We start from the raw sequence: 24,286 nt of genomic DNA on the forward strand, positions 1-24,286 counted from the left end.
ACGGGTTGCGTAAAGTCTCCGACATCGCGAAGCTCGCCGGCTTGCTGGCGTTCGTCTCCGGCGCCGCGCTCACGCTCGGCACCGATGGAGCGAGCGCGCAGGCGACCGGTCGAAGCGACAAGGGCCAGGCCCGCAAGGCTACTCCGCCCAAGGCTTCCGTGCAGCCCGCGCCTGCCCCCACGGGCAAGCCGGCCGAGCGGCTTCTCGTCGAAGCCGCCGAGCTGATCTACGACAACGACAACAACACCGTCACGGCGCGCGGCAATGCCGAGCTTCATTACGGCCCGCGTACCCTTCAGGCCGACCGTGTCCGCTACGACCGGGCCAGCAGTCGCGTCTTCGCCGAAGGCAATGTCCGTCTCACTGACGAGACCGGTGCCGTCGTGACCGGCGATACGATGGAGCTGACGGACGATTTCCGGAACGGGTTCGTCGATGCCCTGCGCATCCAGCAGACCGTCGAAATGCGGGGCCAGCCGGTGCGGACGCGCTTCTCCGCGCCGCGCGGCGAGCGGGTGGACGGCGAGCAGACGACCTTCGAATCCGGCACCTACACGGCCTGCGAGCCGTGCAAGAACAACCCGGAGACGCCGCCGCTGTGGCAGGTGCGCGCCGCCAAGATCATCCACAACAACGAGACCCACATCATCGGGTTCGAGGAATCGACCCTCGAGATCGCCGGTATCCCCGTCGGTTACCTGCCTTATTTCGAGGCGCCGGACCCGACGGTGAAGCGCAAGACCGGCTTCCTCACGCCGCGTTTCATCAACTCCACCGCGCTCGGCACTGGCATCTCGACGCCGTTCTTCATCAACGTCGCGCCGAATTTCGATATCACCCTGTCGCCCTCCTTCCTGAGCGAGCAGGGGATTCTCGGCCAGGGCGAACTGCGTCACCGGCTCGAGACCGGTTCCTATACCATTCGCGCCACCGGCATCTTCCAGACGACGCCCAGCGCCTTCCTTCCGGGCCCGCTCGGCGCGGGGGACCGCGACTTCCGTGGTTCGATCGAGTCCAAGGGTAATTTCTACATCAACGACCGTTGGCGCACCGGCTGGGACGTCGTCGGCGTCACCGACAAATGGTTCCTCGACAATTACCGCGTTCGCAATTCGAGCATCACCACGGATTACTTCCGTGAAGCAGTGTCGACGGCCTACCTGATCGGTCAGGGTGACCGCTCGTGGTTCGAGGCGCGCGCATATTATTTCAAGGGCCTGTCGAGCTACGATTGGCAGAAGGAGCAGCCGATCGTCGCGCCGGTGATCGACTACGATAAGCGGATCAACGGTCCGGGCTTCCTCGGCGGCGAAGTCCGCTTCGAGGCAAACATCACGCATCTCGACCGCGAGGCCACGGATTTCCAGGCGATCCCGCGCACGGGCTCCTACTACTTCAACCCCACGGTCAACGGGACGACCTATTCGCTCTACGAGACCTGCACCACCTTCACGCGCAGCACCTGCATCATCCGCGGCCTGGCGGGCAGTAACACGCGCGCATCGGCGCAGCTGTCATGGCGCCGGACATTCATCGACGATGCCGGCCAGGTGTTCACGCCCTTCGCCTATCTGCGCACCGACGCCTTCTTCGTCGACCCGCGTAATTCCGGCTATCAGAACGCCCTGGCGCAGACGATCAGCACCACGGATTCGGATTTCTCAGGGAGGGTCATGCCGGCGGTGGGACTCGATTACCGCTATCCCTTCGTGAGCAATTTCGGCCCCCTCGGCGTCCACACGCTCGAACCCATCGCGCAGGTCGTGATCCGTCCGAGCGAGACCCATATCGGGCGCCTGCCCAACGAGGACGCGCAGAGCCTCGTCTTCGACGACACGTCGCTGTTCGAATGGGACAAGTTCTCCGGCTACGACCGCGTCGAGGGCGGCGTCCGTACCAATCTCGGCGCACAATACTCGGTGGTGACGCCGTCGGGCTGGTACGCGAACGTGATGTTCGGCGAATCCATCCAGGTCGCCGGGGTCAACTCGTTCCGTCGCGGCGACCTCGCCAATGTCGGCCTCGATTCCGGCCTCGAGCGTCGGGAATCCGATTATGTCGGACGGTTCCAGCTGTCGCCGAACCAGAACATCAGCTTCGTCAGCCGCGCGCGCTTCGAACAGCGGGATTTCTCCGTCAACCGCATGGAGACGGGCGTCATCGCGCGCCTCGCGCCTTTCGCGCCCATCGACCTGTCGATGTTCTACTCCTACTACGCTGCCCAGCCCCTGCTCGGTTTCAACAACCGCAGAGAGGGCCTGACCGCGTCGGCGACCTACCACATCACCCCGAACTGGTTCGTCACCGGCTCGGCCCTCGTCGATCTCACGCACTATCTCGACGTGCGCGATAATTTCGCCAACGCCTACACGTCCTATCTCGCCAATCCCGTCGGCGCGGCGCCCGTCTATACCAATCCCGGCCGCGCCAACCTCGCCGGATTGAGCATCGGCGGCGGTTATCAGGACGAGTGCACCACCTTCTCGCTCAACTACATCGTCTCTCCGACGGCTGCGGCCCTCGGCGTCACGGAGCGCAACCGCACCGTGCTGCTGCGCGTCGAGTTGAAGACCCTCGGCGAAGTCGACCTGCGCCAGAACGTCAACATCGCGAGCACGGCCGACGGCATCGCGGCGACCCGGTGAGATTGGGCGAGAGCCCGGTCTCGCCTTCATTCGGCGACGAAACAGGCCATGACGGTGCATAGACCCATTGCGCTCACGATGGGCGATCCGGCCGGTATCGGTCCGGAGATCGCTCTCATGGCCTGGCTGGCCCGGGACGAAGGGGCCGGGCTTCCGCCGTTCTTCCTCATCGGCGATCCCGATTTCATCGAGGGGCGGGCGAGCAGCCTCGGCTTTCAGGTTCCGGTGGCGGAGGTCGGACCCGATCTCGCAGTCGAGGTCTTTCCCCGCGCACTCCCGGTGATGCCCTTGCCGAGCGGCACCCGGGTCGGCGCCGTGGCCGGACGGCCGAGTGCGGCGGATGCCGGCGCGACCCTCGAATCGATCATGACGGCGGTCGGTCTGGTCCGGTCTGGCGAGGCGATCGCCCTCGTGACCAATCCGATCGCGAAATACGTCCTGACCAGCGTCGGCTTCGCCTATCCCGGTCATACGGAGTTCCTCGCGGCCCTCGCGGTGGAGCCCGGCAAAGCCGCGCCCCTTCCGGTGATGATGCTGTGGAGCGAAACGCTCGCCGTGGTCCCGGTGACGATTCACGTCGCCCTGCGCCGGGTGCCGGACCTGTTGACCCAGGACCTCGTGGTCCAGACGGCGCGGATCGTGGCGCGCGACCTCACCGATCGGTTCGGAATCGCCCATCCGCGCCTTGTCCTGTCGGGGCTGAACCCGCATGCGGGCGAGGCCGGCACGATGGGAACGGAGGACCGCGACGTGCTCGAACCCGCCGTGGCGCAACTCCAGAACGAGGGGATCGATATCAGGGGTCCGCTTCCGGCGGACACGCTGTTTCATCCCCGCGCCCGGGCGAACTACGACGTCGCGCTGACACCGACCCATGACCAGGCGCTGATCCCGATCAAGACCATCGCTTTCGACGACGGCGTGAACGTCACCCTCGGCCTGCCCTTCATTCGGACCTCCCCCGACCACGGCACGGCCTTCGATATCGCCGGCAAGGGCATCGCGCGGCCGGACAGTCTCATCGGCGCCCTGCGCCTTGCCGCCAGACTTGCAGGTCAGCACTCTTGAGCGACGACGGTCTCCCGCCCCTGCGCGATGTCGTGCTGAAACACGACCTCGCGCCGAAGAAGGCGCTCGGACAGAACTTCCTGTTCGACCTCAACCTTACCGGGCGGATCGCACGCGCGGCCGGCCCGCTCGAGGGCGTCACGGTGGTGGAGGTGGGACCCGGCCCCGGCGGCCTGACGCGGGCCCTCCTATCGGCGGGCGCCGCCCGCGTGGTGGCGATCGAGCGCGATCCGCGCGCCCTCCCCGCCCTCGCAGAGATCGCCGCGCATTACCCCGGTCGTCTCGATGTCGTCGATGCCGACGCGCTTCGGTTCGACCCGCGCCCCCTCGTCGGCGACGGGCCGGTGCGGATCGTCGCAAACCTTCCCTACAATGTCGGGACACCGCTGCTGACCGGGTGGCTGACCGAAGCGTCATGGCCACCCTGGTGGGAATCCCTGACGTTGATGTTCCAGCGCGAGGTGGCTGAACGGATCGTCGCGGACGAATCCGACCGTGCGAATTACGGACGCCTGGGCGTTCTCTGCGGCTGGCGCACCGAGGCGCATATCCTGTTCGACGTGGCGCCCTCGGCCTTCGTACCGCCACCGAAGGTGACATCGAGCGTGGTCCATTTGAGGCCAAGGCACACGCCCCTCCCCTGTTCGGTGACGGCGCTCGAACGAGTGACGCGCGCGGCGTTCGGTCAGCGTCGCAAGATGCTGCGCCAGAGTCTGAAGGCCGCCACACCCGATCCGGCGCGCCTGCTCGACGCGGCGGGAATTGTGGAGACGGCCAGAGCGGAAGAAGTACCGGTGGCGGGCTTCGTCGCGATGGCGCGCGCGCTGGACTGATCGCGCCGACGCTCGGCCGCTCAGAACTTTCCCAGCATCGGGAAATCGACGTTCAAGGCGGATTCGGCTGCAAGCGGCGCCTCGCGGCGGCGCGGCTTGCGGTTGATGACCTGCTTCAGCTTCGATTTCAGCACCGACATATCGAACGGCTTCAGGATGAAGGCGTCTGCGCCGGCCTGGTGAGCGAGGTTGATGTCCTCGAAATCGAAGGAGGCTTCGGTGAGGATGAAAGGCGTGTTCATCAGAGCATCGTCGCCGCGGATTTCGCGCAGCAATGTCAGCCCGTCCATCGGCTCCATGGCCAGATCCGAGATGACCAGGGCGTATTTGCGCTCGCGCAGCCGCTCCAACGCGTCGGGACCGCTGGTCACGCCATCGACGTCGGGGAAACCGATCCGCGTCATCAGAAGGATGACCAGCTTCAACAGTTTCTCCTGATCGTCGACAATCAGGATCGGTGGCGTCTCGCTCATGGGCTTTCGAAGCTCAGGGTCGGATATCCGACGTCAGGAAGGCTGAGATGGAATATCAGACGAAAAGATGGTCGATACCCTGTTTGGCCATGGATTCGGCCTGGAGTGCAACCGCGAGAGAATGGATGACCCCGGCTTTCGGCGTGCCGCGCTGAAACATCGGCAGCAAGCCGGCCTTCTGGAAGACCGCGTCGTTCGCTGGGTTGCGGATGACGGTCACGAACGAATTGACGAATTCCCGCTTCACGATCTCGCGCCACTCGACGATCTGGACGTCGCGATGCCGGGTGTCGTTGCTGATCCGGCCGAACGTGTCGTTCACGGAGGTGCGCTCGCCCTCGATGATCTGGGCGGCGAAATTCTGCTCCACCAGCAGGAAACTGGTGATCACCGAAAATTCGTTCTTCTTCTGAGCCTGACGGGTGATCTCGCCGAGCTGACGCGTCCGGCCTGCCGCGTCCGCCGCGAGATTCAGGCGGGAGAAGTAGATGAGGTGGACAAGGGTCGTCCGCTTGCTCTTCATGATCCCCGCCCGTTGCGCTCACGGCTGGATGATAACCGGCACAGGCATAACGCTGGGTAAACGATGCGCCAAGCTTTTACGGAACCGGCAAAAGCTGCCGGGTGCCTCGGGGAAAAGGCCATTCTTGCCGGCCGGCCATAAATATTATCTCGTTATTTCAATGGCTTAGATTTGGCATCCCGCTTGCGGATGATGGAATGAACCAATTTCGGTCCACGTTATTTTCAACAAAGGTTGCCGGTCATGGATGTGTTTTCCGCGCTGCAGACGGCGGTCTCGGGCATGAAGGCCCAGGGCTTCTCTCTGGAGAACATCTCCGGCAACATCGCGAACTCGCAGACAACGGGCTTCAAGCGGGTCGATACCAGCTTCGTCGACCTCGTCGCCGAGCAGGCGCCCGATCGTCAGGTCTCCGGCAGCGTCAGGGCGAATTCCGTTCTGACCAACTCGATTCAGGGCAACATTATCGCCACCGAGATCCCGACCAACATCGCCTTGAACGGGCCGGGTTTCTTCGCCGTGCAGACGAAGACCAGCGACGTCAACGGTCAGACTTCGTTCTCGGCAGGAAACCTCTACACGCGCCGCGGCGATTTCACGAACGATGCTGAAGGCTTTCTTCGTAATGGCGGCGGTGCCTACCTGACCGGAACTAGTCTCGATCCAGCAACTGGTCTCGCTACGGGCGAAGGTCCGATTCAGATTTCAAGATTGCCGGTGCCTGCAAAGCCAACGACCAAGATTGAATACACAGCGAATCTTCCAGAAACTCCTTCTGTTTCTTTAGTTGGAAAGACTTTTACTCAATCCTCAACGAATCCAGTGGTTTTAAGTGGCACTAATCAAACAGGGATCGTTAGTGCGGCCGACGCTGGTGTCCTTATTGCCGGTAGCCTTCCTGGCCCTTTGTTGACGGCTTATTCCGACAGTGGAGCACCAGCCACCTTGAACATGCGATGGGCCAAAGTTCAGGATGCCTCGCCTGCGGCAGGCACTGTCCCTGCCAAGGAGGATGTGTGGAACCTGTTTTACGCCAACAGCAGCACGAATGGCGGAATTGACTCGACCTGGACGAATGTCGGCACCGCGTTTCAGTTTGATGGGGGCGGTAAACTCACAAATCCTGCTGGTGATTCCATCGCCCTCTCTGGCCTTACCATCGACAATGTTGCCCTTGGACCGGTGTCATTTGACTATGGCGCCAGTGGTTTGACTGCTCACAGTCAAGCGGGTCTCGTGACCACTGCTCTTCGGCAGGATGGTTTCAGCTCGGGTACGCTGAATAGCCTTTCAGTGAGCGAAACTGGAGATGTGGTCGGCAGCTATAGCAACGGGAATACGGTCTCATTGGCCAAAATAAAGGTTGTGCAATTCACGAATCCTGACGGGCTGCAGGCCGATTCGTCAGGCAACTATCGTCAGACCCTCGATTCTGGAGCCCCAGTCACGGGCCTCAACGGAACCACGATCGAAGGCCAGAACATCGAGCAGTCGAATACGGACATTGCGAGTGAATTCTCGAAGATGATCGTAACCCAACAGGCCTATTCTGCGAACACGAAGGTCATCTCGACCGCGCAGGATATGATGTCCGCGTTGATCAACATCATCCGCTGAGGTCCGATTTTTCCGGTGACGTAGAAGGAGGGCAAGCGTGTCGTTATCAGCCCTGAACACGGCCGCGGCCGGCCTGAAGACCACCCAGGCCGCCATCGGCATCGTCTCGCAGAACATCGCGAATGTCGGCACCACCGGCTATGTCAAGCGCTCGCTCGACACCGTCGCGCAGGGGCCCGGCAATTCCGGCGTCGCCCTCGGCACGATCAACCGGGTCTTCGACGAGAATTCGTTGAAGCAGCTGCGGCTGGAGACGTCTGGCGCGGCCTATACGGGCATGATGGCGGACGTCCGGACCCAGCTCGACAAGCTCTACGGCACGCCCGGCACGACGAGCGCCCTCGACGGGGTGATGAACAGCTTCACCCTGTCGCTCCAGACGCTCGGCGCTGCCCCGGACTCCGCGCCCGCCCGCTCCGCCGTGGTCGCCGCGGCATCGAACCTCGCGACGAAGATCGGAAGCATCGCGGAGGGGGTCCAATCCCTGCGCACCGCGACCGAGAGCCAGCTCTCCAACGATACGTCGGCGGCCAGCGGCCTGCTCTCGTCCATCGCTCAACTCAACGTCAAGATCGCGGCCACCAGCGACGATGGGTCCAAGGTCGCCCTGCTCGATCAGCGCGACCAGGCTCTCAATTCCCTCTCCAGCTATCTCGACGTGCAGGCCTCGGTGCAGCGAGACGGGACCGTCACGGTCATGACCAATTCCGGCATGACCCTGGTGGACCGGGCCAGCGCGGCGACTTTGAGCTTCGACGGCCGCGGCACGCTCGGCCCCGAGGACAGCTATTCCGCGGACCCCGCTCAGCGCGGCGTCGGAACCATCACGGCGACCACGCCGGGCGGCGGAACGATCGATCTGGTGGCCTCGAACGCGATCCGTTCGGGCTCGCTGGCTGCTGGAATCGAACTGCGCGATACGGTTCTGCCCCAGGCTCAGCGCCAGCTCGACGATCTCGCGGCGGGCCTGTCGCGGTCGCTGTCCGATAGCTCGGCGGTGGGCACGCCTGCGACGGCGGCGGGCGGGGCGGGATTCGACATCGACCTGACCGGCCTGAGCGCCGGCAATGCCATCACGATCAGCTTCAAGGATGACAAGGGCGCCCAGCGCAACCTGATCCTGGTTCCGTCCAGCTCTAATCCGCCCGCAGCCGTCAACCGGACCGATGTCGCCGACCCGCTGGCGACCATCGTGCCGTTCACGGCGGGAAGCGACCCGACCAAGTTCAGCGACTCGATCGCCGCTGCCCTCGGCTCGCAAGCCGTCACCGACGCAGTCGGCTCGTCATTCACCGTGACATCCAGCGGTACTGTCGGCAAAGAAGGCACGGTCAGAATCCTGATCCCTGCGAACGGGGCCGCGACGCTCCAGGGGATCACCGCCAGCGTCACCCAGTCGAAAACGGCCGACGAGGTGACGAACGGCAAGCCGCAGATCCCGCTCTTCGTCGATGGCGGCGGCAAGGGCCGCCTCTTCACCGGCTCGTTCGATGGCGGCTCGCAGCTGACAGGCTTTGCCCAACGCATCGCCGTGAACCCGGCGGTGGCGGCAAAGACAGAATCGCTGGTGAAGATCGCGTCCTCGACCAGCGAAACGGACAAGACGCGGCCGCAGTTCCTCTACGACGCGCTCACGACCGCCAGCCGGACCTTCTCGGCGGCGAGCGGGATCGGGGGCATCAGCGCCCCGTTCACGACCTCGGTTCAGGACTTCACCCAGAAGATCATCGACGCCCAGGGCGCCGCCACCGCGACCGCGCAGTTTCTCGACGAAGGGCAAAGCATCGCCCTTGCCACGGCCCAGGGCCGGTTCGCGAGCACATCCGGCGTCAAGATCGACGAGGAAATGTCGAAGCTCGTCGGATTGCAGACGGCCTATACCGCCAATGCGCGCGTCCTCACGGCCGCGCGCGACATGTTGGACACGCTCCTCCGGATCTAGAGCCTCGTTCCAGCATCCGGTTCTTCCGAAACGTGGTTTCCACGGTTCGGGTCAATTCTCCGGCGTCTTTCATCGGTCAAACCCGTAAAGACCCATTCGCCGAGGTCACGATGACGATCAGCGCCTTCACGGCAGGCACCTATTTCCAGGACCGCAACACGGCGAATCTGGTCAGCCAGAAGGCGCGCCTCGAAACATTGACGGCCCAGCTCACCACGGGACGCAATGCGGAGACGTATGGCGGCATTGGCTCGGCGCGAACCACCAGCCTCTCTGCCCACGCCTCGCTGAGCGCGCTCGATGGCTACGATGCCGCGATCAACGCGAACACGACGCGGGTGACCGTCGCCAGTTCGGCAGTGACACAGCTCTCCAACCTCAGCGGCATCGTCCAGGGTTCGTTGAATAGCGGGTCGATCGCGTCCGGTTCGAACGCCGTGCAGGTAGCCAGGAACAGCCTGGACGCCGCCGTGGACGCCTTGAACCAGGACGTCGCCGGCAATTACATCTTCGGCGGTCGCGATTCGGACGCTCCGCCCGTCGCTTCGTCGGATGCGATCCTCAACGGCATACCCAGCCGTAACCTCGACGGCCTCAAGACCGTGGTGAGCGAACAGATCGCCGCCGACCTCGGTCCGAATGGCAATGGCCGCATCGCCACGAGCGTGTCGGGCTCCACCGTTACGGTCAGCGAAGAGGATCTCGGCGCGGGAGGCACGGAAGCGCGCGCGAATTTCGGCTTCAGCCTCGTTTCTGCCGCGAGCTCGAACCCGGCGGCCATCACGGCGGAGCCGATGAAGCCCCGCACGAATCCGGCCGTGACCTTCTCCGTGGCCAATGCGCCGGCGGAAGGCGACCGGATTCGCGTGGCGATCAACCAGCCCGACGGAACCCAGACTTTCACCGACCTGATCGTTACCGCCAATCCTCCGGCGGACGCCACGAATACGATTCCGCTCGGCACTGCCGCCGACACCGCCGCCGCCCTCACCAAGAGATTCGAGAACCAGGCCGTTGCCAGTATCCAGGGCAAGGCCTCCCTCGGGCTCGCCGCGAATTTCGGCACCGGCACGCCGGCCTCTGTGGAGCTGGCCGTAAAAGCCCCTCCGGCGGCGGGGGACACGCTGACCTTCAAGCTTGCGCTTCGCGACGGCACCACACAGTCGGTCACGCTGACCGCGAATGCGAACGCGGATGCGAAGTCCACCACCGAGTTCTCGTTGACCGGTGACGTCGCAGCCAACATCTCCACCGCCCTGTCGAACGCGCTGAAGGAGACGGCCGGGACGACCCTCTCGGCGAGTTCGGCGTCGCGCGCCTCTCAGGATTTCTTCGCCGGGTCAAAGACGGAGGGTTTTGCACCGCGCCGCGTATCGGCGGACGGGAACGGATACGCGGAAGGGGCCAGCACTACGACCGTCATCTGGTACACCGGCGACGATACCTCGACCGATCCGCGGGCGACGGCATCGGTGCAGATCGGTTCGGACCGGACGATCGGCATCGGGGCCCAGGCCAACGAGGTGCCGATCCGCGCGGTCCTCGCCGGGATCGCACAGGTCGCGGTGCAAAATTTCACCACCACGCAGACTGGAACGTCCGAGGCGGCACGCTACCTCGCCGTCTCGGAACGTTCACGCTCGCTCCTTACCTCCACTGGCGGGCGCGAGGGAATGCAGGCCATCGCCAGCGATCTCAGCCTGGCGGCCAAGACCATGACGGAGACGAAGACCGACAACCGCGCCGCCAGGGCCACTCTTCAGGACAGTCTTGAGGGCGTCGATACGGTCTCCCTCGAGGAAGTCACCGCGAAGCTCCTGGCACTTCAGAACCAGCTTCAGGCGAGCTACCAAGTGACCTCGATGCTCTCGAAACTGACTCTGACGAACTATCTCTCCTGAATCAGGCAGCCGCCAAGCCGCGCTTGCGCAGCAGCGGATCGATACTCGGCAGGCGGCCGCGGAAGGCGATGTAGGCCTCACCGGGATCGCGCAGGTTTCCGGCGCCGTAGACGAACTTGCGCAGCCGCGCCGCCGTCTCGGGATCGAAGATATCGCCCGCCTCGCGGAACGCGTCGAAAGCGTCGGCATCGAGCACCTCGGACCAGAGGTAGCTGTAATATCCCGCCGCATAACCGTCGCCGGAGAAGATATGGGCGAAATGCGGCGAGCGGTGCCGCATGGAGATCTCCGCCGGCATGCCGATGCGCTGAAGCGCGTCGGCCTCGAAGGCCAGGACATCGAGCCCGTCCTCGCCGCCGCTCGACAGGTGCAGCGTCATGTCGACGATGGCCGAGGCGGTGTATTCGATGGTGGAGAAGCCCTGGTTGAAGGCCCGCGCCGCCAAGAGGCGCTTCAGCAACTCCTCCGGCATCGGCTCGCCGGTGCGGTGATGCCTGGCATGGGCGCGCAGGACCTGAGGCTGTTCGAGCCAGTGCTCATAGAGCTGCGAGGGCAGTTCCACGAAATCGCCGGCCACCGCCGTGCCCGAGAGGAGCGGATAGGTGACGTCCGAGAGAAGGCCGTGGAGCGCGTGGCCGAACTCGTGGAACAGGGTGCGCGCGTCGTCGAAGGAGAGCAGCGGTGTCTCACCCTCCGGCGCCTTGGCGAAGTTCATCACGTTGACGATGATCGGCGTGATGGTGCCGTTGAGCCGCTCCTGTGAGCGGAAGGCGCTCATCCAGGCACCGCTGCGCTTCGAAGACCGCGCGAAATAATCGCCGAGGAAGATGCCGACCTCGGACCCGTCGGCATTGCGCACCGCCCAGGCCCGCACATCGGGGTGGTAGCGGGGAAAGTCGGTGAGTTCCTCGAAGCGCAGATCGAACAAGCGTGAAGCCGTATCGAAGGAGGCCGCGATGACACCATCGAGGGGCAGGTAGGGCTTGATCTCGCCCTCGTCGAGATCGTGCTCGGCCCTCCGCAGCTTCTCGGCATAGTGGCGCCAATCATGCGGCCCCAGGGCGATATTGGCCCCTTCGGACGTGGCCAGGGCCTGCAGGCGGTCGCGCTCGGTGCCGGCACGGGCATGGGCCGGCGTCCAGACGTTGCGCAGCAATTCCATCGCGGCGTCGGGCGAGCCCGCCATGGTGTCCGACAGTTTGAAATGGGCAAAGCTGTCGAAGCCGAGCAGGCGGGCCCGCTCCGCGCGGAGGGCGATGATCTCGGCGATGATGGCCCGGTTGTCCGTGGCGCCGCCGCTCTCGCCACGCCGGATCCAAGCCTGATAGGCCTTCTCGCGCAGGTCACGCCGGGTCGAGAACACCAGGAACGGCTCGATCAGCGAGCGCGACAGGGTGATGATGTGCGCATGCTCGTCGCCCCGATCCTTGGCGGCGCTGGCGGCAGCGGAGCGAAGGAACTCGGGGAGCCCGGCGAGATCCTCCTCACCGTCGAGGGGGAGGATGAACGCGCCCTCATCGGCCAGCAGGTTCTGGCTGAACGTGGTCCCGAGTTCAGCCATCCGCCCCGCGATCTCCGCCATCCGGGTCTTCGCCTCAGGGGCGAGATCGGCACCGGCGCGGCGAAAGCGCGTGCGGTAGCGGTCGAGCACGCGGCGCTCCTCGTCGCCGAGTGCCTCCGTATCCGGATCGACGGCGGAGATCCGCGCCCAGAGCAGCGGGTTGAGATAGATCGCGCTGCCATGGCGCGCGAGGCGTGGGGTGATCGCCCGCTCCACCGCCTGGAGCTCGGGGCTGGTGTTGCTGCCGCTGAGGTTGAAGAAGACGGAGGCGACGCGGTCGAGATCGAGGCCGGCGCGCTCCAGCGCCTCGACGGTGTTGGCGAAACGTGCAGGCTCGGTGTTGCCGGCAATGGCGGCGATCTCGGCATCGTGGGCGTCGAGTGCGGCTTCGAAGGCGGGTAGGTAATGTTCCGGCCGGATCCGCTCGAAGGGCGGAATGCCGAACGGCGTGTCCCATACGGCCTCGGCGAACGGTCCGATGTCCCGGGTCTCGGTGGCGGTTGCGCTCGTCATGGTCGTCCTTCGGTGTCGTCCGGGCCTGTGCGAGGGAACCTAGTCATCCCGGCAAGCGAGCGCAAAGAGTCCCGTCGGCATTTTCGCCACGGTGTCACTCGGGTTTTCAACGAAGGGGCTTCCAGGCCTTGGGCGCTTGCACCCAAGCTCAGGCCGACGCAGGTTGCGCCCCGCCATGGCACCCCTGACCCGAACCACCTCCGTTTCCCTCCGCTCCGCCAGACTCGTGCTGGCGGCGGGCGGCTTCCTGGCCGCCGGCATCGGCGCGGCTACGGCACAGAGCCTTTCGGTCGATCTCGGTCAGGGCGGCGTCACCGAGCGGGCGCTCCAGCTCGTCGCCCTCATCACCGTCCTGGCGCTGGCGCCCTCGGTGCTGGTGATGGCGACCTCGTTCACGCGAATCGTCGTGGTGCTGTCGATCCTGCGTTCGGCGCTGGGGACGCAAAGCGCTCCGCCGAACGCCGTCATCACCAGCCTCGCGCTGTTCCTCACCGCCTTCGTGATGGCGCCGACGGCGCGCGAGGCCTATCGCACCGGGATCGAGCCGCTCATCGCGGGCCAGATCACCCAGGGCGTGGCGTTCGAGAGGGCCTCGGCTCCGTTCAAGACCTTCATGCTGCGCAACGTGCGCGAGAAGGACCTGAAGCTGTTCCTCGACATGGCGAAGGCCCCCGCCCCCGCCGGGCCGGAAGCCATCGGCCTGGAGATCGTCACGCCGGCCTTCATGATTTCGGAGTTGCGCCGCGCCTTCGAGATCGGCTTCCTGCTCTTCATCCCCTTCCTCGTCATCGATCTGGTCGTCGCCTCGATCCTGATGGCGGTGGGCATGATGATGGTGCCGCCGGCGACGGTGGCCCTGCCGTTCAAGCTGATCTTCTTCGTGCTGGTCGACGGCTGGACCCTCGTGGCCGGATCGCTGATCCAGAGCTACGGAAGCTGACGGCGGCAACCCAGAGACTCAGCCGTGCAGGTGATCCAGGATGGCGAGACCCGCCGGGGTCGCCTCGTAGCGCGCCCGCTGGGTTTTCTGATTGCGCTCGGTGATCGCCAGAAGTTCGGCCTCCCCGGACAGGGTCTCCACCGCACGCAGGACGAGCGCGTGCTCGACGCCGAAGACGCGGGCGAAGCTTCGGCTGTCGGCGGCGAGCTTCAGATGAAGGCCCGCGAGTAGCCCGGCCTCCAGGGTGGAAAGGCCGGGCTGGAGGTCGGCGATGGAATCGGTGACGGCGAGAAAGGTCTCGGCATCGGCAGGAGGCTCGCTCACGCTGCCTCCGCCGGACGGCGAAGCGATACCATGACCGATTTCGACGTCGGCGTGTCGCTCTCCTTGCCGAAGGACGACAGGGGAACGAGGACGTTGAGCTCCGGGTAGTAACCGGCGAGACTGCCGCGCGGCATGTCGAAGGGCACGAGGCGGAAGCCTTCGGCCACCCGCACCACGCCGTCGTCATGGGTGCCGACGATATCGACGCGGTCGCCTGCGACGGCACGGATCTCGGCCAGGTCGTCGGGATGGGCGAACAGTACCTGACGCTCGCCGTAGACCCCGCGATAGCGGTCGTCGAGGCCATAGACGGTGGTGTTGTACTGATCGTGGCTGCGGAAGGTCTGCAGCACGAAGGTGCCGGCCTTCGTCCGCGCCTGCTGGTGCTCCGTCGCCTCGGGCAAATGCTCGGCCGAGAAATTTGCCTTGCCGGTGGTCGTCTCGAAATTGCGCTCGGCGGCGAGGTTGCGCAGCATGAAGCCGCGCGGACGGCGGACGCGGGCGTTGTAACCGGCGAACCCCGGAATGGTCCGCTCGATCAACGCGCGGATGCCGTCGTAATCGTCGGCGAGGGCCGCCCAATCGACCTTGTCCGACCCGACGGTGGCCGCGGCCATGCCGGCGATGATGGCGATCTCCGAGCGCAGCTCCGGCGAGGCGGGCTTGTTGATGCCGCCCGAGCCGTGGACCATGCTCATGGAATCCTCGACCGTGACGATCTGGATCTTGCCCTTCGAATTCCGGTCGATCTCGGTGCGGCCGATGCAAGGAAGCAGGTAGGCGACCCGGCCCGGCACCAGATGCGAGTGGTTGAGCTTGGTGGCGATGTGGACGGTGAGCTCGCAGGAAGCGAGCGCCTTGGCTACCAGCGCCGTATCCGGCGTGGCGCGGGCGAAATTGCCGCCGAGCCCGATGAAGGCCTTGGACGATCCGTCGAGCATGGCGCCGATGGCGCCGATGACGTTGTGGCCGTGCTTGCGCGGGGCGACGAAGCCGATCTCACGCTCGAGGGCGTCGAGCAGGGCGGCCGGCGGCTTCTCGTTGATGCCCACCGTGCGGTCGCCCTGCACGTTGGAATGGCCGCGCACGGGACAGAGGCCGGCGCCGGGACGGCCGATATTGCCGCGCAGGAGCATGACGTTGGTCATCTCCCGGATGGTGGCCACCGAGTGTTTGTGCTGGGTGACGCCCATGGCCCAGGTGCAGATGACCTTGTCGGCACCGAGATAGACGTCGGCCGCGACCTCGATATCGGCGCGGGACAGGCCGCACTGGTCCTCGATCGCCTCCCAGGTGGTCGCCTCCACGACGGCGCGATAGGCCTCATGCCCCTCGGCATGGTGGCTCAGGAAGGCGCGATCGAGGACGGAAGGCCGGCCGGCGGCGAGCGCCGCGTCGTCGGCGGCGAAAACCGCCTTGGCGATGCCGCGGAACACCGCCATGTCGCCGCCCGGACGCGGCTGGTAATAATGGCTCGCCACCGGGGCGCTCGCACCGCGCAGCATCTCAACCGTGTTCTGCGGGTCGGCGAAGCGTTCCAGTCCGCGCTCGCGCACGGGGTTGAACACGACAACGCGGGCGCCGCGGGTCGCCGCCTTGCGAAGGTCGCCGAGCATGCGCGGATGGTTGGTGCCGGGGTTCTGGCCGACCACGAAGATCGCGTCCGCCTTCTCGAAATCCTCGAGCAGGACGGTGCCCTTGCCGATGCCGATGGCCGCCTGAAGGGCGATGCCGCTGGCCTCGTGGCACATGTTGGAGCAATCGGGGAAATTGTTGGTGCCGTAGAGCCGGGCGAACAGCTGGTAGATGTAAGCCGCCTCGTTGGAGGCGCGGCCGGAGGTGTAGAACTCGGCCCGGTCGGGGCTGTCGAGACCACGCAAAGTGGCGCCGATCTCGGTGAAGGCCGCATCCCAGCTGACCGGCAGGTAGCGGTCGCTCGCTGCGTCGTAGCGCATGGGATGCGTCAGGCGGCCCTCGCCTTCCAGGGCGTAATCCGTCCATGTCCGCAGCGACGTCACCGTGTGCTTCGCGAAGAACTTCGGCGGCGTACGCTTGTCGGTCGCCTCCCATGAGACGGCCTTCACGCCGTTCTCACAGAACTCGAACGAGGAACCGTGCGCCGGGTCACCCCAGGCGCAGCCGGGACAATCGAACCCGTCGGGCTGGTTGGCCTTGAGCATGGCGCGGGCCCCGGAGAGCGGGGCGCGGCTGCTCAGCAGGTGCTTGCCGCAGCTCTTTAGCGCGCCCCAACCGCCAGCGGCGGAGGAACGCTTGGGGGACGCGACCGGGTGATCCATGAACGATCCTGGCTCGGCAAAAAATGGCCTGGACGGCGGAATCGCCATGCGAAACCACGTCCTCTTCCACCAGCGATATCGCACCGCACACGGGTCACTCAAACACGGATAAACGCGGGCCAGTCATGCGCTTACGACGATGCATTGGCGCGAAACCGAGCAGTCTTTCGAAGTTCTAAACTCGACCCCGCGTCAGACGCATGAACCGCATGCGACGAAAGCCGGGTTAGATCTCGCGCGTCATGAGTAGCACCCGGCCGACAGAGGTTCGTGCCGCGATGCGGAAGACGGTCCTGCCGCGTCCTCCCCCTTTTGGAGTGAGACGCCGGGGATCCGGGCTTTCTCGAAAGACTAAGCGGCAGCTGTCCCGAGTTTGGCCAGCGTCGCCGCGTCCCGGCCGACGATCGTCGATAGGTCGCAAGCACCTTCCGCGGCGAGTTTTCTGAGCAAGCCGGCTTTGATCGATCCGACGAGCCCAGGACCGGCATAGACCAGCGCAGAGTAGAGCTGCAGCAGGCTCGCCCCTGCGAGGATCTTGGTCCAGGCCGCCTCGGCCGAGTCGATGCCGCCCACGCCGATGAGCGGGATGGTGCCGCCCACGCGCAGGTAGGTCTCCGCCAGGAGGCGGGTCGCCGGCTCGAAAAGCGGACGCCCGGAGAGGCCTCCGGTCTCCCTGGCCAGGGAGGCGTCGGCGAGACCGGAGGGCCGCGCGATGGTGGTGTTGGAGACCACGAGCCCCTGCACCTTCCTCCGCAAAGCGGTGGCGACGATGGAATCGAGCGCTTCGAGCGAGATATCGGGGGCGATCTTCAGCAGAATCGCAGTCCCGGCGGAGGCCTTGTCGCGAGCCTCGACCACGCGTCCGAGCAGATCATCCAGGAACGCTTCGCCCTGAAGGTCACGCAGGCCGGGCGTGTTCGGCGAAGAGACGTTGACGGTGACGAAGGCGACATGCGGCGCCAGTGCCGAGGTGCAGGCCACGTAATCGGCGATCCTGTCGCTCGACTCCTTATTGGCGCCGATATTGATTCCGACCAATCCGGGTCGACTGCTTCTCGCCGCGAGGCGGCCGCGCACGATGTCGAGCCCTTCGCTGTTGAGGCCGAAGCGGTTGATGACGGCGCCGTCGGCGCTGAGACGGAACACGCGCGGGCGTGGGTTGCCACCCTGAGGCTTCGGCACGACGCCGCCGACCTCCACGAAGCCGAAGCCCAGGCCGAGCAGCGCATCGGGCACCTGCGCGCCCTTGTCGAATCCTGCCGCCAGTCCGACCGGGTTGGGGAACCGACGGCCGAAGGCATCAACCGCGAGCCTCGGATCGTCCGGGGCCGGCTTGCGGGGTGGCAGAAGAGCCAGCCCACGTAAGGTGAGGTTGTGCGCCGTCTCGGCGTCGAGGCCATGCAGGATCGGCTTTGCGAGGGGAAAGAGCGCGCCGATCATGCCGATGCTCCGGTCGAGGGAGGAGTGGGCGAAACCAGATCGGCGGGAAACAGATGCCGGCCGTCCGGCCCAATCGGAAGATCGGTGACGGACCTGACCGCATCGAGCCGGAGGTCGCCGTAGAGATGCGGGAACAGCGCCCCGCCGCGCGAGGGCTCGTAGCGAAGGGCATCTCCCAACGCATCGGCGTCGATCCCGACGAGGACGAGATCGGGAACACCGGCGAAATGCCGAGATGCAGTTTCAGCCACTTGGTCGGCGGTGGAGAAATGAATGAACCCATCGGCATGGTCGACCGGAGCACCGGTGAACCGGCCCGCTTCCTCGGCCTCGCGCCACAAGGCACGCGGGCATATCTTGTAGATCATTGACATCGCGCGTTGCCTTCCGGTTCGACCGCGACCGCGATAGAACGGGCAGGCATCCGTCGCAACCAGCGGCTATTTCTACCTTTGGTCGTGAGTTTGTAATTTCTCCATCTCGAGGATAGTGGCGGCGCGCCGTTGCTTCCGCCGCTTTTTAGTTCTACTTTCCTAAAGCTAGGCTGGATGTCTTAGCCATTCTGATCGAGTCTCGCCATGCTGTCCCACGAGCAGATCTGGACCGCGATCGACCGTCTCGCGGAACGCCATGGATTCTCCGCTTCGGGTCTCGCGCGCCGTGCGGGGCTCGACGCCACGAGCTTCAACCGCTCGAAGCGGATCGGGCCGGACGGGCGCAAGCGCTGGCCCTCCACCGAATCCGTGTCGAAGGTGCTCGCGGCCACCAATGCGACGCTGGACGATTTCCTTCGCCTCATCGAAGCTCGGGAAGGCATGCCGCGCACCATGGTGCCGCTGATCGGCATGACCCAGGCGGGCGCGGGCAGGCTCTTCACTGAGGAAGGCATGCCCACCGGCGGGCCGGGCTGGGAAGAAATCGAGTTTCCCGATCTCGGTGAGGATCGCGCTTTCGCCCTCGAAGTGCAGGGCGATTCCATGGAACCGCTCTACCGCGATGGCGACGTGCTGATCGTGTCTCCCACCGCCAGCGTCCGCAAAGGCGACCGCGTGGTGGTGCGGCTGGCCAGCGGCGAAGTGCTGGCCAAGGAATTGCGCCGCAAGACCGCCCGGACGATCGAGTTGCTGTCGCTCAACCCGAGCCACCCGGAACGCATCGTCCAAGTGGCGGAGATCGCCTGGATCGCGCGGGTGATGTGGGTCCGGCAGTAGACATCGTGGGGAGGCTCCGTGACGTCTTGGCGCTTCCGTCCGATGCGACTAACGCTGGAGCCCGTTCCGCTCCGACAGGCCTGGATACAGCATGGCGTTGCACGATCTGGACGGCGAACGGGATGAGGCTCCGAGCCCGCCTATCGATCTTCGCTCGGCCCTGGATGCCAGCGCCCTTCCCACGCTGCTGATCGACCAATCCAAGACGACGATCGTTGCGGCCAATCCCGCTTTTGCCCGGTTGACCGGCCACGATACCGGGGATCTCGTCGGACGCGATGCCCATCTGCTTCTCGGCGCCAATACCGACAAGGACGCTCGCGCCGCTTTCGCCGCCGCGTTGGCGGGAAAGCGTCCGGAGGGAATCGAGGTGCTGGCCTGGCGCAGGAACGGCTCGACCTTCTGGGCCGAGATCTTCGCAGCCCGCCTGCCCGATACCGACCTTCTCCTCGTCCAGGTGATCGACGTGACCAGGCGGAGGGATGCGGAGGGTGCGCTGGCTTTATCGCGGCAACGCGAGGCGCTGGGCCTGCTCACGAACAGCGTCGCTCACGAGTTCAACAACTTCCTGCAGATTCTCATCGGCTATATCGACGGGCTGAAGCGACGTCTCGGCGACCGCGAGGAACCCTTCATCCAACGGGCGGTGATACGCTCCACCGACGCGGTGGAGCGGGCGACGATCCTGACGCGCCAGCTTCTGACCTTCTCGCGGCGGATCGCGCCGGATGTCCGCCCGGTCGATATGAATGCTCTCATCACCGCCTTCGCCGCGCGCATTCAAGCGACGCTTCCCCCGGGGGTCGCCCTGACGATCCGCGCGGCGCCGGACCTGCCCAACGGGCTCACCAACCCGACCCAGGTGGATCTGGCCCTGTCTCACATCGTCGCCAATGCCTGCGAGGCGATGCCGTCCGGCGGAAGCATCGAGATCGCGAGTTTCGTGGTGCCGCCGAGCGACCCGGCGATCCGCCGTCCGGGCGATGGCGCGGTCGGTCTTTCCGTCCGCGATACCGGGCACGGGATGACACCGGAGATGGCGGCACGGGCGCTCGCGCCCTTCATCACGACGCGCGAGGCCGGACGGGGAGCGGGGCTCGCCATCGTCCACGGCCTGGTGAAGCGTCAGAACGGGACCGTGTCTCTCGACAGCAAGCCCGGCGAGGGAACGACGGTACGGATGATCTTTCCGGCCGCTCTCTGAAATGCACCGGCTTTCTCAAGTCTCGCCGTCATCACAAAAGCAGGGCGCGGCCGGACTAAAACTTGTCGTCGAACGTCACCATATAAGATCCGGCATTCCCGCCGGGACTCTCTCAGACTTCGTTCAGAGGCGTATTCATGTTCATCCCCTCCACGCGTCGCACCCGCGCCGCGACCGTCTTCGCGCTCGCCGCGATGCTGGCCGTTGCTGCGCCCGTTGCCGAGGCCCGTCCAGGCGGCGGCGGTGGCATGGGCTCGCGCGGCTCGAAGACCTTCAACGCGCCCTCGTCCACGAACACGGCGCCGAGCGCTGCGCCGATCCAGCGCTCGCAGACGCAGCCCGGTTCGACCATGGGTAATCCCGGCATGACGAGCGCTGCTACGCAGCGTCCTCGCTTCGGTGGCGGCTTCATGGCCGGCCTTCTCGGCGCCGGCCTCCTCGGAGCGCTCCTGGGTGGTGGCTTCTTCGGTGGTCTCGGCGGCATCGCCTCGATGATCGGCCTGCTGTTGCAGGTCGGCCTCATCGTGATGGTCGTCGCCTTCGCGGTGCGTTGGTTCCGCCGCCGTCAGGGAAATCCGGCTCCCGCCGGCATGGCCCGCTCCAGCATGTCGGGCAATTCGAACCCGGCGGGCTACGGCTCGACGCCCGGCGCGGGTGCTGGTCCCGCCATGGGCGCCGGTTCGGCCATGGGTGCTGCTCCGCGCGGCGCGCCGCAGCCGACCGTCGGCAAGGTCGATATCGGCCCAGGCGACTTCCAGAGCTTCGAGATCGCCCTCAACGACGTGCAGGCGGCCTATGGCCGTGGCGACGTCGCTGCGTTGCGCAACCTCGCGACACCGGAAATGGCGGGCTACTTCGCCGATGAGCTGCGCGGCAACGAATCCCGCGGGGTCGTCAATCGGATCTCGAACGTGAAGCTTCTGCAGGGCGACCTGTCGGAATCATGGAGCGAGGGCCGGATGGAATACGCCACGGTGGCGATGCGCTACGCCATCACCGACGTAACGATCGACCTTCGGACCAACCAGACCGTCGAGACCGGCGAGCCGGAGGCCCTGGAGCTGTGGACCTTCGTGCGCGAGCGCGGCGGGCGCTGGATCCTCTCGGCGATCCAGCAGGGTCGCTGATCGCCTCAACGGCATCGGTCGAAACCAAGAAAGGGCCGCGCGGTGTAAACCGCGCGGCCCTTTCTCATGAAGCCTGCGCCCAGGATCAGGCGGCGCGCTTCTGATAATCCTTGATGTCGGTGAAGCGGACCTTCGGCGCGCGCTCTTCCTCGTAGCGGAGGGAGAAGGCGGTGGTCGCCATGAAGACGGGCGCACCGTCGAGGTCGCTCGCCATGGCCGAGCCATGGGTACCGATGAAGGAATCGAGATCGGTTTCCACATCCGATTCGATCCAGCGGCAGATCGAGAAGCGTGTCGGCTCATAATCGATGGGGAGGCCATACTCGGCCTGGAGCCGCTCCTTCAGCACGTCGAGCTGCAGCGCGCCGACGACGCCGACGATGGCCTGTGAGCCGTCATGCGGACGGAACACCTGGACGACGCCTTCCTCGCCCATCTGCTGAAGCGCTTCCCGCAGTTTCTTGGCCTTCATCGCGTCGGTGAGCTTGATCCGGCGCAGAATTTCCGGGGCGAAGCTCGGCACACCGCGGAACACGATCTCTTCGCCCTCGGTGAGCGTATCGCCGATGCGCAGGGTACCGTGGTTGGGGATGCCGACCACATCGCCGGCAAAGGCCTCGTCGGCGATAGCTCGGTCCTGCGCGAAGAAGAATTGCGGCGCGGACAGCGACATCGGCTTTCCGGTGCGCACGAGCTTCGCCTTCATGCCGCGGCTGAGCCTGCCCGAGCAGACCCGCATGAAGGCGATGCGGTCGCGATGGTTGGGATCCATGTTCGCCTGGATCTTGAAGACGAACCCCGTCATTTTCGGCTCGGTCGGCTCCACTAGGCGCTTGTCGCAATCCTGGCCGCGCGGCGGCGGCGCGAAGCGGGCAAGCCCGTCGATGAGGTCGCGCACGCCGAAATTGCGCAGGGCCGAGCCGAAAAAGACCGGCGTGAGGTGCCCTTCGCGAAACGCCTCGAGATCGAACCGCTTCAGGCCGGATTCGGCGAGCTCCGCCTCCTCCCGCCACGTGGCCACCTCGCCCTCCTCGGTGAGGAGCTGGTCGAAGAGCGGATCGTCCACGCCGGACACGGCCACGGTGCCGGCGTCGTCCGCCGCGTCGAGCCGGCGAACACGACCATTGCCGAGGTCGTAGGTGCCGGCAAAGCTCCGCCCCCGGCCGATGGGCCAGGTGACCGGCGCCACATCCAGCGCCAGGGTCTTCTCGATTTCGTCGAGCAGTTCGAACGGATCGCGCGCCTCACGGTCGAGCTTGTTGATGAAGGTGACGATGGGGATATCGCGCAGGCGGCAGACCTCGAACAGCTTGCGCGTGCGCGCCTCGATGCCCTTGGCGGCGTCGATCACCATCACCGCCGAATCGACGGCCGTCAGGGTGCGGTAGGTATCTTCCGAGAAGTCCTCGTGGCCCGGCGTGTCGAGCAGGTTGAAGACGCAGTCGCCATACTCGAAGGTCATCACCGAGGTGACGACCGAGATGCCGCGTTCCTTCTCGATTCCCATCCAGTCGGACCGGGTCGAGACGCGGTTGCGCTTCGCCTTGACCTCGCCGGCGAGCTGGATCGCGCCGCCGAACAGGAGCAGCTTCTCGGTGAGCGTAGTCTTGCCCGCATCAGGGTGGGAGATGATCGCGAAGGTACGGCGGCGGGCGACGGGATCCTTCGCCCTGTCGGCATCCTTGCCGGTCGCGTCCTTGGGTTCTGTCTGCATCAACATCGCGGGCGGTTGCTTCTCTGGTCCGCCGTGGCGGGCTTGTCTGTACAAGGTCGGGGGCGTGCCCCGTCTGTAATGCGAACGGGGACCGGGCGAAAGCGCGGGGCCTCAGCCCCTCCCGATATAAGGCATCTTCGTCGCCATCACGGTCATGAACTGCACGTTGGCGTCGAGGGGCAGGCCGGCCATATAGACGACCGCATCCGCCACGTGACGGGCATCCATGACCGGCTCGACTTTCAGCGATCCGTCGGGCTGGCGGATGCCGGCCGCCATCGGCTTGGTCATGTCGGTCTCGGCATTGCCGATATCGATCTGCCCACAGGCGATGTCATGGTCGCGTCCATCGAGTGAGGTGGACCGCGTGAGGCCGGTGATCGCGTGTTTCGTCGCCGTATAGGGCGCCGAATTCGGACGCGGCACCTGGGCCGAGATCGACCCGTTGTTGATGATGCGGCCGCCGCGCGGGTTCTGCGCCTTCATCATCCGGAAGGCGCCCTGCGTGCACAGGAACGCGCCGGTGAGGTTTGCATCCACGACGGCCTGCCATTGCGCCAGGGTGAGTTCGTCCAGCGGCACGGAAGGTGCGAACAGGCCGGCATTGTTGAACAGGAGATCGAGGCGACCGAACCGCGTCTTCACCTCGGCGAAGAGATGCTCGACAGCTGCGGCATCGCCGACATCGGTCTCCACCGCCATGGCCTCGGTCCCAAGCGCACGCACGGCATCCGCAACCTCATCGAGCGGCGCCCGTCGACGCCCGGCCAAAGCCAGATCGAACCCGGCTCGTGCGAGCCCGAGCGACACCGCCCGGCCGATCCCGGACCCCGCCCCTGTGACGATCGCGATCCGCTTCGACATGCGCGCTCTCCATTTCCTCGTCGGCCGGAGCGAACAGGCTGTTGCAACGGGCCGACGCGGCGTCTAGACAACGCGCGGCCTTGCGTCGA

19 protein-coding genes are annotated in these 24,286 nt (G+C 65.6%); 10 read left to right on the forward strand and 9 right to left on the reverse strand.

Annotated elements, in window-relative coordinates:
- The first annotated feature begins 5 nt into the window (after positions 1 to 5).
- From ASF32_RS17510 to rsmA, 3 genes are read left to right on the forward strand one after another with little or no spacing between them, the layout of a single operon-like run.
- On the forward strand, positions 6 to 2,645 hold the full coding sequence (locus tag ASF32_RS17510) for an LPS-assembly protein LptD (protein ID WP_156467871.1): 2,640 nt from the start codon (positions 6 to 8) through the stop codon (positions 2,643 to 2,645).
- 48 nt (positions 2,646 to 2,693) lie between these two features.
- Positions 2,694 to 3,713, forward strand: coding sequence for a 4-hydroxythreonine-4-phosphate dehydrogenase PdxA (gene pdxA, locus ASF32_RS17515; RefSeq protein ID WP_056431160.1), 1,020 nt, complete (start codon positions 2,694 to 2,696; stop codon positions 3,711 to 3,713).
- Positions 3,710 to 4,546: a 16S rRNA (adenine(1518)-N(6)/adenine(1519)-N(6))-dimethyltransferase RsmA gene (gene rsmA, locus ASF32_RS17520; RefSeq protein WP_056431163.1), complete on the forward strand. Its 837-nt coding sequence runs from the start codon at positions 3,710 to 3,712 to the stop codon at positions 4,544 to 4,546. Before pdxA ends, rsmA begins: the two co-directional genes overlap by 4 nt.
- 20 nt (positions 4,547 to 4,566) lie before the next feature.
- Here rsmA and ASF32_RS17525 read toward each other — a convergent pair whose 3' ends face one another.
- Positions 4,567 to 5,019 carry a response regulator gene (locus ASF32_RS17525; protein WP_056431165.1) on the reverse strand — a complete coding sequence of 151 codons (453 nt, stop codon included), beginning with the start codon at positions 5,017 to 5,019 and terminating at the stop codon, positions 4,567 to 4,569.
- 55 nt (positions 5,020 to 5,074) lie between these two features.
- Positions 5,075 to 5,542, reverse strand: a complete 468-nt coding sequence (locus ASF32_RS17530; RefSeq protein WP_056431168.1) for a BLUF domain-containing protein — start codon at positions 5,540 to 5,542, stop codon at positions 5,075 to 5,077.
- Positions 5,543 to 5,785: 243 nt separating this feature from the next.
- Between ASF32_RS17530 and ASF32_RS17535 the strand changes: the two genes are divergently transcribed.
- The 3 genes from ASF32_RS17535 to ASF32_RS17545 all read left to right on the forward strand — a co-directional run bounded on the left by ASF32_RS17535 (position 5,786) and on the right by ASF32_RS17545 (position 11,002).
- Positions 5,786 to 7,159 carry a flagellar hook-basal body complex protein gene (locus ASF32_RS17535; protein ID WP_056431591.1) on the forward strand — a complete coding sequence of 458 codons (1,374 nt, stop codon included), beginning with the start codon at positions 5,786 to 5,788 and terminating at the stop codon, positions 7,157 to 7,159.
- Positions 7,160 to 7,196: 37 nt separating this feature from the next.
- Entirely contained in the window at positions 7,197 to 9,101 is a 1,905-nt protein-coding gene (flgK, locus tag ASF32_RS17540; RefSeq protein ID WP_056431170.1) for a flagellar hook-associated protein FlgK, read from the forward strand.
- 110 nt (positions 9,102 to 9,211) lie between these two features.
- Positions 9,212 to 11,002 (forward strand): hypothetical protein, encoded by a 1,791-nt coding sequence (locus ASF32_RS17545; RefSeq protein ID WP_056431175.1) that lies wholly within the window; start codon positions 9,212 to 9,214, stop codon positions 11,000 to 11,002.
- A gap of 1 nt (position 11,003) precedes the next feature.
- Here ASF32_RS17545 and ASF32_RS17550 read toward each other — a convergent pair whose 3' ends face one another.
- Positions 11,004 to 13,076, reverse strand: coding sequence for a M3 family metallopeptidase (locus ASF32_RS17550; RefSeq protein WP_056431176.1), 2,073 nt, complete (start codon positions 13,074 to 13,076; stop codon positions 11,004 to 11,006).
- A gap of 163 nt (positions 13,077 to 13,239) precedes the next feature.
- Here ASF32_RS17550 and fliP point away from each other — a divergent pair, with 163 nt between their 5' ends.
- On the forward strand, positions 13,240 to 14,016 hold the full coding sequence (gene fliP / locus ASF32_RS17555; protein ID WP_056431181.1) for a flagellar type III secretion system pore protein FliP: 777 nt from the start codon (positions 13,240 to 13,242) through the stop codon (positions 14,014 to 14,016).
- 18 nt (positions 14,017 to 14,034) lie between these two features.
- Here fliP and ASF32_RS17560 read toward each other — a convergent pair whose 3' ends face one another.
- The 4 genes from ASF32_RS17560 to ASF32_RS17575 form a co-directional block, all read right to left on the reverse strand.
- Positions 14,035 to 14,340 carry a hypothetical protein gene (locus ASF32_RS17560; RefSeq protein ID WP_056431184.1) on the reverse strand — a complete coding sequence of 102 codons (306 nt, stop codon included), beginning with the start codon at positions 14,338 to 14,340 and terminating at the stop codon, positions 14,035 to 14,037.
- Positions 14,337 to 16,637: an FdhF/YdeP family oxidoreductase gene (locus tag ASF32_RS17565; RefSeq protein ID WP_056431188.1), complete on the reverse strand. Its 2,301-nt coding sequence runs from the start codon at positions 16,635 to 16,637 to the stop codon at positions 14,337 to 14,339. The genes ASF32_RS17560 and ASF32_RS17565 overlap by 4 nt, the downstream gene beginning before the upstream one ends.
- Positions 16,638 to 16,988: 351 nt before the next feature.
- Positions 16,989 to 18,077 (reverse strand): quinone-dependent dihydroorotate dehydrogenase, encoded by a 1,089-nt coding sequence (locus ASF32_RS17570; protein ID WP_056431192.1) that lies wholly within the window; start codon positions 18,075 to 18,077, stop codon positions 16,989 to 16,991.
- The gene (locus ASF32_RS17575) at positions 18,074 to 18,451 is read right to left on the reverse strand and encodes a DUF952 domain-containing protein (protein ID WP_056431194.1); all 378 of its coding nucleotides are present in this window, start codon (positions 18,449 to 18,451) and stop codon (positions 18,074 to 18,076) included. The genes ASF32_RS17570 and ASF32_RS17575 overlap by 4 nt, the downstream gene beginning before the upstream one ends.
- Positions 18,452 to 18,655: 204 nt before the next feature.
- Between ASF32_RS17575 and ASF32_RS17580 the strand changes: the two genes are divergently transcribed.
- The 3 genes from ASF32_RS17580 to ASF32_RS17590 all read left to right on the forward strand — a co-directional run bounded on the left by ASF32_RS17580 (position 18,656) and on the right by ASF32_RS17590 (position 21,619).
- Positions 18,656 to 19,288, forward strand: a complete 633-nt coding sequence (locus ASF32_RS17580) for a helix-turn-helix transcriptional regulator (protein WP_056431196.1) — start codon at positions 18,656 to 18,658, stop codon at positions 19,286 to 19,288.
- 91 nt (positions 19,289 to 19,379) lie between these two features.
- Positions 19,380 to 20,492 (forward strand): ATP-binding protein, encoded by a 1,113-nt coding sequence (locus ASF32_RS17585; RefSeq protein ID WP_056431201.1) that lies wholly within the window; start codon positions 19,380 to 19,382, stop codon positions 20,490 to 20,492.
- 137 nt (positions 20,493 to 20,629) lie between these two features.
- The gene (locus ASF32_RS17590; protein ID WP_056431204.1) at positions 20,630 to 21,619 is read left to right on the forward strand and encodes a TIM44-like domain-containing protein; all 990 of its coding nucleotides are present in this window, start codon (positions 20,630 to 20,632) and stop codon (positions 21,617 to 21,619) included.
- Between the two features lie 85 nt (positions 21,620 to 21,704).
- Here ASF32_RS17590 and ASF32_RS17595 read toward each other — a convergent pair whose 3' ends face one another.
- Entirely contained in the window at positions 21,705 to 23,339 is a 1,635-nt protein-coding gene (locus tag ASF32_RS17595; protein WP_056431206.1) for a peptide chain release factor 3, read from the reverse strand.
- A gap of 105 nt (positions 23,340 to 23,444) precedes the next feature.
- Positions 23,445 to 24,197, reverse strand: coding sequence for an SDR family oxidoreductase (locus tag ASF32_RS17600; protein ID WP_056431209.1), 753 nt, complete (start codon positions 24,195 to 24,197; stop codon positions 23,445 to 23,447).
- Between the last annotated feature and the right edge of the window lie 89 nt (positions 24,198 to 24,286).

Source organism: Methylobacterium sp. Leaf91, assembly GCF_001422815.1.
Classification (GTDB): Bacteria; Pseudomonadota; Alphaproteobacteria; order Rhizobiales; family Beijerinckiaceae; genus Methylobacterium.

Bases quoted from the DNA above. Each gene is read 5' to 3' on its own strand.
- pdxA (WP_056431160.1), top strand. From the start codon at position 2,694: ATGACGGTGCATAGACCCATTGCGCTCACGATGGGCGATCCGGCCGGT.
- ASF32_RS17525 (WP_056431165.1), bottom strand. From the start codon at position 5,019: ATGAGCGAGACGCCACCGATCCTGATTGTCGACGATCAGGAGAAACTG.
- ASF32_RS17530 (WP_056431168.1), bottom strand. From the start codon at position 5,542: ATGAAGAGCAAGCGGACGACCCTTGTCCACCTCATCTACTTCTCCCGC.
- ASF32_RS17535 (WP_056431591.1), top strand. From the start codon at position 5,786: ATGGATGTGTTTTCCGCGCTGCAGACGGCGGTCTCGGGCATGAAGGCC.
- ASF32_RS17545 (WP_056431175.1), top strand. From the start codon at position 9,212: ATGACGATCAGCGCCTTCACGGCAGGCACCTATTTCCAGGACCGCAAC.
- ASF32_RS17550 (WP_056431176.1), bottom strand. From the start codon at position 13,076: ATGACGAGCGCAACCGCCACCGAGACCCGGGACATCGGACCGTTCGCC.
- ASF32_RS17565 (WP_056431188.1), bottom strand. From the start codon at position 16,637: ATGGATCACCCGGTCGCGTCCCCCAAGCGTTCCTCCGCCGCTGGCGGT.
- ASF32_RS17570 (WP_056431192.1), bottom strand. From the start codon at position 18,077: ATGATCGGCGCGCTCTTTCCCCTCGCAAAGCCGATCCTGCATGGCCTC.
- ASF32_RS17575 (WP_056431194.1), bottom strand. From the start codon at position 18,451: ATGTCAATGATCTACAAGATATGCCCGCGTGCCTTGTGGCGCGAGGCC.
- ASF32_RS17580 (WP_056431196.1), top strand. From the start codon at position 18,656: ATGCTGTCCCACGAGCAGATCTGGACCGCGATCGACCGTCTCGCGGAA.
- ASF32_RS17585 (WP_056431201.1), top strand. From the start codon at position 19,380: ATGGCGTTGCACGATCTGGACGGCGAACGGGATGAGGCTCCGAGCCCG.
- ASF32_RS17590 (WP_056431204.1), top strand. From the start codon at position 20,630: ATGTTCATCCCCTCCACGCGTCGCACCCGCGCCGCGACCGTCTTCGCG.
- ASF32_RS17595 (WP_056431206.1), bottom strand. From the start codon at position 23,339: ATGTTGATGCAGACAGAACCCAAGGACGCGACCGGCAAGGATGCCGAC.
- ASF32_RS17600 (WP_056431209.1), bottom strand. From the start codon at position 24,197: ATGTCGAAGCGGATCGCGATCGTCACAGGGGCGGGGTCCGGGATCGGC.